Origin of the sequence: Tumebacillus permanentifrigoris (genome assembly GCF_003148565.1) — a bacterium.
In the GTDB taxonomy this organism is placed as follows: domain Bacteria; phylum Bacillota; class Bacilli; order Tumebacillales; family Tumebacillaceae; genus Tumebacillus; species Tumebacillus permanentifrigoris.
This window is the reverse complement of sequence record NZ_QGGL01000031.1, coordinates 1-13,175: the sequence shown is the minus strand read 5'-3', so window position 1 is coordinate 13,175 and position 13,175 is coordinate 1. Positions and strand designations below refer to the sequence as shown.

The window sequence follows — 13,175 nt, the reverse complement described above, 5'->3', positions numbered from 1 at the left end:
TTCCTTTTCTAGGATATGTACGATGGTCATTATATCCGTCAACCTTTGGACAGGCAATAGCGTCAGCTTTTGGTCATTTAGCATCGTCGGTAACAGTGGAGGTTGCAGTACCACTAAAATGTTTTTCTTACAAATTGGTACGTCCGGAGGAAACGTATCTATTCCGGTTCCTACAAAGCAGAAATGTCATGAAATCATCAGGGTGTACTCTGAGATTACTCAAGGGTAGTGAAGCACTTGTTCAATAAGGTGCCGATCTTGTTGATCAGGACATACCAAATAGTTTACAAAAAGAGAAAACCGAAATGTCTGCATTACCCTTCTTGTTCGAATTATGGGGTATTAGCCTATCAGAAATATACTATTTTTGTAGCAACAAAAAAAACAATCAATCGAATTAGGGGCTGTCATCCGCTTTCTGACCGACCTTATATTGATTATCCTTAAGAAAGGAATGTTCCAATGGGACATTCCTTTCTTTTTGCTGTGATTATCGCGAGGCAACAAATTTGTACATGGTAAAAAAGTATAATAATGATAAAATATACCTTGTCTGTACTTTTGAATGATTATAAGGATGGTGTATTTTGTGAAAAATCAGGTTACTGCTCTTGGATCGGTATTACTGATGGGGGCCGTACTGTCTTCTCTCCCCGTCTCTGCACAGGCTGCTCCTGTGACAGCAACATATCAAACTAACTCTTTCTACTTCAATGGGCAATACGGTTTTCTTGATGCTGGTTACGTATCTCTTCAATATCAAAATCATCTGTATGTGCCAGCACGTTTTGTTGCCGAACAAATGGGGCATCAGGTTGAGTGGAACGATGATACGCATACTGTCATCTTCAAGAGTGGAGACGGGGTAGCGATCCCGACAGATTGGAGCAGATGGAATTCAATCAGAACAAATGATGATTCTGTAGAAGTGCAAACGACTCCCATTCACTTCCTTTTTGATGGGAACGAAAAGCTGCTTGATAGTGAGTATCGTGCACTTATGTACAACGATCATGTGTACGTCCCAGTACGGTTTGTAGCCGAAAATCTAAATGCGAATGTCCAATGGATGCCTAATACAAGCAGTGTAGTTATCTCATGGGCAAAAGGTGCAGAAAACAGGTTGCTCAAGAATTTTGTACGAAATCATGCAGATACGTATATCGGTGCAGTCCAAAGCGTGTCACTCGGCAATGTCAACTATTTGGCGGTAACGACACTCAATGATGGGTACACAATGCCCACATCTGCTTACCTTATCGATGGCGCGTCAAGGGAAACAAATCTACATACACAAATTGATTCCATCAACTCAACAAATGTCGTCAAACAAGGCAATCAGAACCTTTTACTTCTGAGCGGAATATCAGGCGCACACACAAGTCAACTCGAGTTGTATGGGGGATCAAATGGCAGTCCTTCGAGACTACTAGAGTATGCAGGTAGCAACGGGGTTCATTATTGGTTACGGGATGGTAAACTCAACATCTCTACAAGCAGTCGGACGTATAAGTGGGACTTAGGTACTCCTGATGCGAAAGATGACAGCTCAATCAATAAACTATTCGAGTACGATCCTTCAATACAACAAATGACGATGACCGACGAGCATCAAAACGGCGTATTTCAGTTTGACTGGACAAAAGAATCCAAGATTTTTCAAGCCTATTCGTCGATTATAGAAATCAAGGAACTGATGACTTCATCGGCCATCAAAGAATACCCGAACAACTGGACTCAAGAGGCAAAGAAATCCTATGTTGAGCACGAATCTACACTTTCATACTTAAAGGACTCGACCGGTGTTATGAATCTGGAAACTGTAAAAGAGGATCCAGAAGAGGTAGTGTATTCGTACAAATATCAGAATCATGATCTTCAAATTACTCTTCGACTTGGCTCGACATGGAAAATAACTGGATTTACTGTTGATGGGAAATAGGGTAAATGCTCTGGATGAAAACCAGGGCGTTTTTGTTAGGCGAGTTTTTAAAAAAAATACACCACTCCTCCACTCAACGAAGGGGCAAAAGTGATCCGAAGTTCAACACATCCCAAATTTGAAGTACCACCCCCCACCAAAAAAGCCGTACTCCTCCGCGAGTACGGCTTTTCCTATAGAAACTCAAGCGTTGAAATCGCTCTGTGGATACAGACGGGTGACGTACAGCACGGCCAACTCCGCCCAGAGGCTTTCCCACTTGAGGAAGAGCATCCACGCCTCCTCCGACACGAGAGGCCGGAGTTGGGATTCGAGAACTGTGAGTTGCGCCTTGATCGCGTGAATCTCCGGGTCTTGGTCCAATTCGTCCAGATACCGATCAACGTCTTGCACGGCGGTGACCTCCTCTACCTATCTTGAAATTATCCTATTGGATAATCATATTCTCCTATTGTGAAATCAATTCCTGCCTGTGCAGTCTGTGATTTTTACTTACGTAATCACGAGAATCGTTTATCAAACGGAACTGGGTACCCGCCTGTACCGAACGCCAGCGCTTTGAATAGGATGTGGTACAGGAGTCAGGGCAGGGAGGAGGAAGTGCGCATGGCAGTGACGCATGCAGGATTTCCGGGCGTTGGCGCAGGGATTGGGGCTAGAACCGGGTTTCCGGCGATCCCAGGTGCGGGCTTTGCATCGGGGTTTCGCTTTTCCGGCTGGGCGATCGCGTTTCTGGTGTTGGCCTTCATCGGATATGTGTTTTACACCGTCTGGGGCTCGGTCGGGCCGTTGTTCGGCGGAGGCTACGGGGGCGCGGGGTTTTTCTGGTAACGAAAAAAGGGGACGGAGCTGCACAAGTCAGCGTCCGTCCCTTTTTTGTCATGCGGTGTCCCGTCTGCAGCCGGGACGATCTATGTGATCGCTCTCTCTGCCGGTGGTTCACGGCCACCTCGCTTTTTTTCTCTCTCCGGCAGAAGTGCGGCTCCTCGTTTCCTGTGGGGGGAGGGTTTACCTTACGATATGTGGGGAGTGCGCTCGGGGTGCTTTTCCGACTGGGCAAAAAATACACCACCGATCCGCGAAATTCGGACTTGAATACTTATGCATACAGACGTATAATAACCCATATGTTAAAAGCAGCTACGACAACGCTGCTCGGCAGGAGGGATGAAAGTTGAAAGGGTATCTCATTTTGGAGAACGGACATACATTCAGCGGTGAGATGATCGGCGCAGTACAACAAGGCTATGGAGAAGTGGTGTTCCACACAGGCATGACGGGGTATCAGGAGATCCTGACCGACCCATCGTACGCCAACCAGATCGTCGTGATGACCTACCCGTTGATTGGCAACTATGGCATCAACGGTACGGACTTTGAAGCGAAGCGCCCGTGGTTGACCGGATTCGTAACGTCGCAAGCCTGCACGAAGCCCAGCCATGATCAACAGGAAAAAACACTGCACAGCTATCTGGAGGAACAAGGGATCGTCGGGCTGACCGGCGTCGATACGCGCTCCTTGGTCCGCATGATCCGCCAGCATGGCAGTTTGAAGGGATATATCATCCGCGCCACCGAAGCGGAACTGTTGCAAGGAACGCTCGCCTTCCCCGACCTTCCGCGCGATCTCGTGAAAAAAGTCACAACTACGGGGATCTACCAACATACAGCGACCGGGGATCATCACGTCGTGCTGCTCGACTTTGGGGCCAAAGCGAACATCGCCAACTCGTTGGCGGCACATGGATGCCGCGTGACCGTGGTGCCGGCGACGACATCGGTCGAGATCATCCGCGCCCTACAACCGGACGGAATCATGCTCTCGAACGGACCGGGCGACCCGCAGGAAAACCGTGACCTGCTTCCCGTGATCCGCGAGCTCGCACAGGAATTCCCCGTTTTCGGCATCTGCTTGGGTCATCAACTGATCGCGCTCGCTTATGGGGCGCAGACACATAAATTGAAATTCGGACATCGCGGCTCGAACCACCCGGTCAAAGACCTGCTGACAGGTCGCGTCCACATCACCTCGCAGAACCACGGCTACACGGTGGATGACGCGAGTTTGCCGAGCGTTTTGCAAGTGACGCATGTCAATGTCAACGATGGCACCGTAGAAGGGGTACGCCACCGCGCACTGCCCGTTTTCTCCGTCCAGTACCACCCAGAAGCGGCACCGGGGCCGGAGGACGCCCGTGCGCTTTTTGAACAATTCACAGCACTGATGCTTGAAAGGAAGGGACAGAGCCTTGCCTACGCTACCTAAGGGCGCACTCCTGCTCGTCATCGGCTCCGGGCCGATCGTGATCGGGCAGGCCGCCGAATTTGACTATGCAGGCACGCAAGCTTGCAAAGCACTCCGCGAGGAGGGCTATGGCGTCGTGTTGGTCAACTCCAACCCGGCGACGATCATGACCGACCAAGGCGTTGCCGACAAAGTTTACATTGAACCGCTGAACGTCGCAACGCTGACCGAGATCATCCGAATGGAACGCCCGGCGGGGTTGTTGGCAACGCTCGGAGGGCAGACCGCGTTGAATCTGGCGGTGGAATTGGCAGAAGCGGGCGTATTGGAAACCTACGGCGTGCAACTGCTCGGAACGCCGCTCTCGTCGATCCAGCGGGCAGAGGATCGCCAGCTTTTTAAAGACCTGATGGAAGAACTGCACCAGCCGATCCCGGAGAGTGCGATCGTACACACGATGGCGGAGGGCGTGGCATTTGTAGAAGAGATTGGACTCCCGGTGATCATCCGTCCGGCCTATACGCTAGGGGGCACGGGTGGCGGCATCGCGTCGACGATGGAAGAGATGCAGTCGATTCTAACACGCGGGTTGAAGCAATCTCCGATCGGGCAGGTCCTGATCGAGCGCAGCATCCGCGGATGGAAGGAAATCGAGTATGAAGTGATGCGCGATGCCAACGACACCTGTATCACGATCTGCAACATGGAGAACTTTGATCCGGTCGGCGTGCATACGGGCGATTCGATCGTCGTCGCGCCTTCGCAGACCTTGACCGACCGCGAGTACCAGATGTTGCGGACGGCGGCGGTGCGCATCATCCGGGCATTGAAAATTGAGGGTGGCTGCAACGTGCAGTTCGCGCTCGACCCGCACAGCATGAATTACTGCGTGATCGAAGTGAACCCTCGCGTGTCGCGCTCCTCGGCGCTGGCGTCAAAAGCGACCGGCTACCCGATCGCCAAGATCGCGGCCAAGATCGCCGTGGGCCTGCATCTGGACGAGATTGTGAATCCCGTCACAGGCAAGACGTTCGCCGCGTTCGAACCGGCGCTCGACTACATCGTCGTCAAAGTCCCGCGCTGGCCGTTTGACAAGTTCCCGCAAGCCAACCGCGCATTGGGGACGCAGATGAAAGCGACCGGTGAAGTGATGGCGCTGGGGCGTTCCTTTGAAGAGGGCTTGCAAAAAGCGCTGCGCTCGCTGGAGATCGGCGTCGATGGGTTGTATCTGGCAGAAGTGAATTCGTGGAACGAGGAGCAAGTGACCACGTATCTCTGTGGAGACCCTGACGACCGCCGGATCTTCGTGCTCGCGGAAGCCTTCCGCCGCGGGTATGCGCTGACCGACTTGCACGCATGGACGCAGGTCGATGAGTGGTTCCTCTATAAACTGCAAGACCTCGTAGCGGAGGAAAAAGCGCTAGAGGCGCTCGTGCAGGAAAAAACGCTCGTGAGCAGCGTGTCATCGCAAACAACTTCGGCAGAGCAATCCGCACCGGCTGGAGGCTCCAGCGCTCTGATCAGCTCCGACCACCTCGCACACCTCAAACGCCTCGGCTTTGCCGACACGCGCATCGCCGCCCTGCTGGGTACAGATGCCGATACAATTCGCGCCCTGCGTCATGCGCACGGCATCCGTCCGGCGTACACGCTGGTCGACACCTGTGCGGCAGAGTTTGAGTCGACGACCCCGTACTTTTTCTCGACCTATCACGGCGCAGGCGAACTCGTCCCGTCAGAAGGCCGCCAAAAAGCACTCGTCCTCGGCTCCGGCCCGATCCGCATCGGGCAAGGCATCGAATTTGATTATTGCTCCGTTCACGCCGTCTGGGCGCTTGAACGCTTAGGCTATGAGACGGTGATTCTCAACAACAACCCGGAGACGGTCTCCACCGATTTTGATACCGCTGACCGCCTCTACTTTGAACCATTGACGGTCGAGGATGTGCTGGAAGTGGTCGACCTCGAAGGCATCGACCAGACGTTTGTGCAATTCGGCGGGCAGACGGCGATCAACCTCGCGGAGAAACTGCAACAGCGCGGCGTGAAAATTGCCGGCACCACCACCAACTCCATTGACATGGCCGAAGACCGCGAGCGGTTTCGGACATTTTTGCAAGACTTGAACATCCCGCAATCGGAGGGCGGCACTGCGTTGGAAACAGCGGGAGCACTCACCGTTGCGAACTCGATCGGCTATCCGGTCGTCGTCCGACCTTCCTATGTGATCGGCGGGCGGGCGATGGCGGTCGTCTACAGCGATTCCGAACTTGCCCATTACATGGAACATGCCGCAGACGTTTCACGAGGCCCGATCCTGATCGATCAGTATCTCGCCGGGCGCGAGGTAGAAGTTGACGCGGTGTGTGACGGGGAGCATGTCCTGATTCCAGGGATTTTTGAACACATCGAACGCGCCGGCGTCCACTCTGGCGATTCGATGGCGGTCTATCCGCCACAAGGTTTGACGCAGCAGGAGATCGACACGCTGGTCGTCTACACCGAACAGATCGCCAAGCAACTTCCGGTCGTCGGGTTGATCAACATCCAGTTCGTGATCGTCAGCGGCGAAATTTTCGTCCTCGAAGTGAATCCGCGTGCGTCGCGAACGGTGCCGATCATCTCCAAAGTCACCGGCGTTCCGCTCGTCGACCTCGCCGTGCGGGTCCAATGTGGGCACAAACTCACCGACTGCGGCTACGGCACGGGCCTGTTCCCGGCGAAGGACTACGTGGTCGTCAAAGCCCCGGTGTTCTCCTTCGGAAAAATTACCGGCCTCGACATCCCGCTCGGACCGGAGATGAAGTCGACAGGTGAAGTGCTCGGCGTTGGCGCGACATTTGCCGAAGCGCTGGCCAAAGCGTTTGTCGGCGCTGGCATCGCACTCCCTGATGTGCAAGCGGCGTCCAAAAATGCGATCTTCCTCTCGATCTGCGACCGTCTCAAGCCGGAATCGCTGCCGCTCTTGGCGCGTTTCGCCGCACTTGGTCTCGCTTTCCACGCGACACCGTCCACCGCAGACTGGTTGGAAAAAAACGGCGTGCCCTGCACAGCCGTCGCCCGTGACGCCGAAGCTGTCCAAGACTTGCTGAAGTCCGGGACCATCCAACTCGTCCTGAACTTGCCGACGCTCGCACACGATCCATCGCGCCTCGGCTACAACCTCCGCCGCTTTACGGTGGAGATGCGCATCCCGTGCTTAACTTCGCTCGACACCGCCGCCGCATGGCTTGCGTCGCTGGAATCGGGCTCGACCGATAAACCGCACCTCATGCACGCCTAGAAAGCATCACCCCAACGCCAACCCCCCCTAAGGAGGCTTTCCCATATGGCTACCATCCCATTGACGCAATCCTGGAACTTGAAAAACTGGCAAGGTCACGACTTCCTCGACTTCGCGGACCATTCGGCGCTCGATCTGCAGGATCTGCTCGCGCTCGCCATCGACCTGAAAGACAAACACCAAAAAGGCACACCCTTCCGCCCGCTCGCAGGCAAGACGCTCGGCATGATTTTTGAAAAAGCGTCCACGCGGACTCGCGTTTCCTTTGAAGTCGCGATGTTCCAGCTCGGCGGTCACGCGCTGTTCCTCTCCGGCAGCGACACCCAAATCGGCCGTGGCGAACCGATTCCAGACACGGCACGCGTGCTGTCCCGCTATGTGGACGGCCTGATGATCCGCACCTTTGGCCACGCGAACGTCATCGAACTGGCACGCTATGCAACCGTTCCGGTGATCAACGGCCTGACCGATCTGCACCACCCGTGCCAAGTTCTCGCGGACATCCTGACGCTCTGGGAGAAAAAAGGCACGCTCAAAGGGCTCACCGTCACCTACATTGGAGATGGCAACAACATGGCGAACTCTTGGTTGGTGGCCGCGCCGAAGTTCGGACTGAACCTGCACATCGCGACACCAGCAGGCTACGAGTGTGACCCTGCGGTGGTCGAGCAAGCACAAGGTTACGCCAAACTGCACGGCACAGAGATCGTGCTGACCCATGACCCGGTTGTCGCGGTCACCAATACCGACATGATCTACACCGACGTCTGGGCTTCGATGGGCCAAGAGTCGGAGCAACAGGAACGCCTCGACAAATTCACCGCCTACCAAGTCAATGCGGAGCTGGTGAAACATGCGAAACCTGACTACCTGTTCATGCACTGTCTGCCGGCACACCGTGGCGAGGAAGTGACGTCTGACGTCATCGACGGGCCGAACTCTGTGGTCTTTGACGAAGCAGAAAACCGCCTGCATGTGCAAAAAGCGATCCTCGTCGCAACGATGGCCTAAAAAATTCTCCACAAACCACTAGATTTTTTTTGCATAGTGATGCATAATTATTCTCATTGATGAAACTTATATACAACCCAACCTTTTGAGTTGAGAGGAGAACTATACATGTCGAACAAAAAATTGGTGCTCGCTTATTCGGGCGGTCTGGATACATCCGTTGCAATTCCGTGGTTAAAAGAGCAAGGTTATGAGGTCATCGCGCTGTCGGCCGACGTCGGCGAAGGCAAAGACCTTGAATTTATCAAAAACAAAGCCCTGCAAGTCGGCGCGACCAAGTCGTACATGGTCGATGCGCGTGACCTCTATGCGAAGGAATTCATCCTGCCGTCCTTGAAAGCCAACGCGCTCTACGAACACAAGTACCCGCTCTCCGCAGCGCTGTCCCGCCCGCTGATCTCGCAATTGCTCGTGCAAGTTGCGGAGCAAGAGGGTGCGGCTGCTGTCGCGCACGGTTGCACCGGCAAAGGCAACGACCAAGTGCGCTTCGACGTCTCGGTCACGGCGCTGAACCCGGATCTGGAGATCGTTGCACCGGTTCGTGAGTGGGGCTGGAGCCGTGACGAAGAGATCGAATACGCGAAGCAGAACAACATCCCGATTCCGATCACGTTGGAAAACCCCTTCTCCACAGACGTCAACCTCTGGGGTCGTTCCTGCGAGTGCGGCGTGCTCGAAGATCCGTGGGCAGAAGCCCCGGAAGCGGCATTTGAGTGGACGGTGAACATCTCCGACGCACCGAACGAGCCGGAGTATGTCGAGATCGGTTTTGAAAAAGGCGTGCCTGTTTCCCTGAACGGTGCTACGCTTGGCCTCGTCGATCTGATCGAGCAACTGAACAAAATCGCCGGGGCACACGGTGTGGGCCGGATCGACCACGTCGAGAACCGCCTGATCGGGATCAAGTCCCGCGAAGTCTACGAAGCGCCGGCTGCGCTCGTGCTGATCACCGCACACCGTGAGTTGGAGACGATCACCCTGCCGCGCGAAGTGTTCCACTTCAAGCCGCAACTCGAACTGAAATACACCGAGCTGGTCTACAACGGCCTCTGGTTCTCGCCGTTGAAGAAAGCGGTCGATGCATTTATTGAAGAAACCCAAGCGACCGTCACCGGCGTCGTCCGCGTGAAACTGCACAAAGGCACGTACCAGCCGGTCGGCCGCAAGTCGGAACAATCCCTGTACGACCTCGACTTGGCGACCTACTCCCCGGAGGATGCGTTCGACCACAACGCGGCGAAGGGCTTCATCAAGCTGTGGGGCTTGCCGACCAAGGTCTATGCGAAAGTGCAAGCGGCGACCGTGCCGACGGAGGAGGCTCCGAAGCCGATCCCGGTTGACGTGAAGTAGGGGGCGGACCTGATGAAACTCTGGGGCGGACGCTTTACGAAACCGACGAACGAACTGGTCGAACTCTACACCGCATCGATTCCCTTCGACCAACGCCTCGCCGCACAGGACATTCGCGGATCGCTCGCCCATGTCCAGATGCTCGGCGCCTGCGGGATCATCCCGCAGGCCGATGCCGAGACGATTGCGGCAGGTCTCCTGCAGGTGCAGAAAAAACTGGAGCAAGGTGAGCTTCAGTTTTCCATCGCGCACGAGGACGTTCACATGAACGTCGAAAAGCACCTGATCGATCTGATCGGGCCGGTCGGAGGGAAGTTGCACACCGGGCGTTCCCGCAACGACCAAGTGGCGCTCGATATGCACCTCTATTTAAAGGAAGAAGTTGAAGAGATCGTTGGTGTCCTCTACCGTCTGGTCGAAGTGTTGACCGACAAAGCAGAGGAGTATCTGGATGTGATCATCCCAGGCTACACACATCTGCAGCGGGCACAGCCGGTGTTGTTGGCGCATCACTTGCTGGCGTATGTCGGCATGTTCCGCCGCGACATCGAGCGGTATGAGGACGCCTACAAGCGGATCGACATGATGCCGCTGGGGTCGGGTGCGTTGGCGGGGACGACGTTCCCGATCGACCGCGATCTGGTGGCACAGGAACTCGGATTCTCGCGTCTGTACGAGAACTCGATGGACGCGGTGAGCGACCGCGATTTCATTTTGGAGTTTTTGGCGGCGTCCTCGATTCTGATGATGCACCTGTCGAGATTCTGTGAAGAGTTGGTGCTGTGGTCGTCGACGGAGTTCAGCTTCATCGAGTTGGATGACGCGTACTGCACCGGCTCCAGCATCATGCCGCAAAAGAAAAACCCCGACGTCGCGGAACTGGTGCGCGGCAAGACGGGGCGGGTGTATGGGAATCTGATCGGGTTGCTGACGGTGCTCAAAGGCTTGCCGTTGGCGTACAACAAAGATTTGCAAGAGGACAAGGAAGGCATGTTCGACACCGTGGACACGTTGAAAACGGGTCTGGTGCTGTTTGCCGGCATGATCGAAACCCTGCAAGTGCGCCGGGCGAACGTCGAACGAGCGGTCAAAGCCGACTTCTCCAATGCGACAGACCTCGCGGACTATCTGGTGCGCAAGGGCTTGCCGTTCCGCAACGCGCATGAGGTGATCGGGAAATTGGTGCTGCAGTGTATCGAGCAAGGGTGCTATCTCTTGGATCTGACGCTGGAGCAATACCAAGCAGCCTCCGAGTTGTTCGAAGCGGACCTGTTCGCCGCGCTCGACATCCGCAACGTCGTCAACGCCCGCAATTCCAAGGGCGGGACAGGTACGGAGAGTGTGAAGATCCAACTCGCCCATGTGCGGGAGTGGTTAGGAACGAAGTAAGGAAAAAAGTCACGCCGGGGGGCGTGACTTTTTTTACTTCAATGTTCGTCCTGTCGAGGTGGATGACCGGCTGAATCCCAAGGATTACACGAAATCACGGATGTCCGACCACACGCGAATCATTTTTTCCATGCAGCGCATGATAGGAAATGAAAAGTCACGCCTAGATAACGTGACTTTTTTGCTGTGCATGACAGGAGGTCTACTCTATGAAACAACTCGTCCTCACCTTCGCGCTCCTCCTCCCCGGTTGCTCTGAAAAGGGACATGCCTCTGACCCCACGCACAACCTCGTGCAGGAGCAAAACGGGGTCAAACTCAGCGTGACCCTCGACAAGTCTACCTACGCCCCTACGGACGATGTCGTGGTTCACGTCGAAGCCACCAACGAAGGCCAGACTCCGATCGCCTACACTGGCTACAACTCCTGTGACCCAGGTCTCAACGTACACAGCACCGGCTACAAACGGGTCAAAAAACCGGGCGAGTCCGATTTCTGCGCCTCGGTGATCGTGGACAAGGCGCTCAAGCCGCAGGAGACGATCGCACTAGCCGTCACGCTCCACCCAGAACCATCCGCTAGCACCGGGTCGCACACCGTACAGGCGATTTTTCAGCGCGGCAAACGCGAGGAACACATGAAGGTCGATCTCCCTTTTGAAGTCAACTAGCAAGATCATGAGCCAACCATCAGGGTCTTTTTCTAGTGGCGGTAAGTGCCGTAATCGGAAACGTTACGGACACACAATTGTCATCGCTCGTTAAAAATTGCTTATGGACTGCAAGCTATTTTTTATATACACTACAAGAGAACGAATTTTCTAACAGAGACAAGAGTCGTAACGAGGGAGGTCATACACAGTATGAAACGTTGGCTGAACAAATTCACTTATACCACCTTGGGCCTCGGTTTGGCCTTGACGGCAACGATGATCGCTGGATGCTCGGAAAGCACAGAGACCGTCTCCAAGGGGGACAAGCTCAAGGTGTACACCACGTTGGCGGCAGAAACCGACTTTGTCAAACAGATCGGCAAGGACCATGTCGATGTCGTGACTTGGTTGCCATTTGATACGAACGTTTGGCAGTGGGCCCCGACCTTGGCAGATCAAAAGAACTTGGAAAGTGCTGACATCTACATCCGCAACGGCGTACACGTTGAAGATCGCTGGTGGAGCCAAACCGAAGCAGAGATGAAGATCAAGAACAAAAAACTGCTGATCGTTGACGCTTCCCAAGGGATCGAGCCCAAGTACAAACTGCAACGCCTGAACAACCCGGACGTCTCTGATGAGGAGAAAAACAAGGAACGCCAAGACCCGTACTACTACCTCGACCCCGTCAATGCCAAAATTGAAGTGGACGCGATCGAAGCCGCTCTGGAGAAAAAAGCACCGAAGTTCAAGGACGACTTCAAGAAAAACGCCGAGGACTTCAAAAAGCAACTCGACGAACTCGACAAGTCCTACCAAGACACGCTCTCCAAAGTGAAGCACAAGGAACTCGTTTCGCCCTACCCGGCGTACCAATACATGGCCAAGCGCTACGGACTCACGTACTACGTTCCGACCACGTTTAACTCGAACAAGATTCCGTGGGACGATCAACCGAAAGCGGACGCACTCAAGGCTGACCTCGCCAAGCACGACTTCAAAGTCGCGTTCTTCGAAGAAGAAGCAGCACCGCGCGTGCAGGAATTCCTCGCGGAGTTTGGCTACCGTAGCTTGATCATCAACCCATACGAAGGTGCCCAAGACCCGGCGGCTTACAAAACATACCTCGAAGTCATGCGGGAAAACCTCAAGCAACTCGAACTTGGCCTCAACAAAGACTAATTTACAAAAAAGCACACCTGCCGCTTGATATGATCCCCTTCAAGTAGACAGTAGGAAGAAAGCCCCCTACTATCTATTTGAAGGGGGTTTTTCATTTATGGGAAACATTCGAAAGACATA

At 54.4% G+C, this 13,175-nt stretch carries 11 protein-coding genes; 10 read left to right on the top strand and 1 reads right to left on the bottom strand.

Annotated elements, in window-relative coordinates; all coding sequences use genetic code 11:
• The first annotated feature begins 228 nt into the window (after positions 1-228).
• Entirely contained in the window at positions 229-447 is a 219-nt protein-coding gene (gene yidD / locus C7459_RS24220) for a membrane protein insertion efficiency factor YidD (protein WP_109691391.1), read from the top strand.
• Positions 448-589: 142 nt separating this feature from the next.
• A complete protein-coding gene (locus C7459_RS21815; protein ID WP_170119609.1) occupies positions 590-1,942 on the top strand; it encodes a copper amine oxidase N-terminal domain-containing protein in 1,353 nt (450 codons plus the stop codon).
• A gap of 183 nt (positions 1,943-2,125) precedes the next feature.
• Here C7459_RS21815 and C7459_RS21810 read toward each other — a convergent pair whose 3' ends face one another.
• The gene (locus tag C7459_RS21810) at positions 2,126-2,335 is read right to left on the bottom strand and encodes a hypothetical protein (protein ID WP_109691389.1); all 210 of its coding nucleotides are present in this window, start codon (positions 2,333-2,335) and stop codon (positions 2,126-2,128) included.
• A 213-nt stretch (positions 2,336-2,548) separates the two neighbouring features.
• Here C7459_RS21810 and C7459_RS21805 point away from each other — a divergent pair, with 213 nt between their 5' ends.
• The 8 genes from C7459_RS21805 (at position 2,549) to C7459_RS21770 (ending at position 13,055) form a co-directional block, all read left to right on the top strand.
• Complete coding sequence (locus C7459_RS21805) at positions 2,549-2,773, top strand: hypothetical protein (RefSeq protein WP_109691388.1); 225 nt, start codon at positions 2,549-2,551, stop codon at positions 2,771-2,773.
• Positions 2,774-3,116: 343 nt separating this feature from the next.
• Positions 3,117-4,208: a carbamoyl phosphate synthase small subunit gene (locus C7459_RS21800; RefSeq protein WP_109691387.1), complete on the top strand. Its 1,092-nt coding sequence runs from the start codon at positions 3,117-3,119 to the stop codon at positions 4,206-4,208.
• Complete coding sequence (gene carB, locus C7459_RS21795) at positions 4,192-7,470, top strand: carbamoyl-phosphate synthase large subunit (RefSeq protein ID WP_109691386.1); 3,279 nt, start codon at positions 4,192-4,194, stop codon at positions 7,468-7,470. The genes C7459_RS21800 and carB overlap by 17 nt, the downstream gene beginning before the upstream one ends.
• 45 nt (positions 7,471-7,515) lie before the next feature.
• On the top strand, positions 7,516-8,481 hold the full coding sequence (argF, locus tag C7459_RS21790) for an ornithine carbamoyltransferase (RefSeq protein ID WP_109691385.1): 966 nt from the start codon (positions 7,516-7,518) through the stop codon (positions 8,479-8,481).
• A gap of 108 nt (positions 8,482-8,589) precedes the next feature.
• On the top strand, positions 8,590-9,831 hold the full coding sequence (locus tag C7459_RS21785) for an argininosuccinate synthase (protein WP_109691384.1): 1,242 nt from the start codon (positions 8,590-8,592) through the stop codon (positions 9,829-9,831).
• 12 nt (positions 9,832-9,843) lie between these two features.
• A complete protein-coding gene (gene argH / locus C7459_RS21780; protein WP_109691383.1) occupies positions 9,844-11,220 on the top strand; it encodes an argininosuccinate lyase in 1,377 nt (458 codons plus the stop codon).
• A gap of 209 nt (positions 11,221-11,429) precedes the next feature.
• Positions 11,430-11,891 carry a BsuPI-related putative proteinase inhibitor gene (locus C7459_RS21775; protein WP_109691382.1) on the top strand — a complete coding sequence of 154 codons (462 nt, stop codon included), beginning with the start codon at positions 11,430-11,432 and terminating at the stop codon, positions 11,889-11,891.
• Between the two features lie 192 nt (positions 11,892-12,083).
• Entirely contained in the window at positions 12,084-13,055 is a 972-nt protein-coding gene (locus tag C7459_RS21770; protein WP_109691381.1) for a metal ABC transporter substrate-binding protein, read from the top strand.
• The last annotated feature ends 120 nt before the right edge of the window (positions 13,056-13,175 follow it).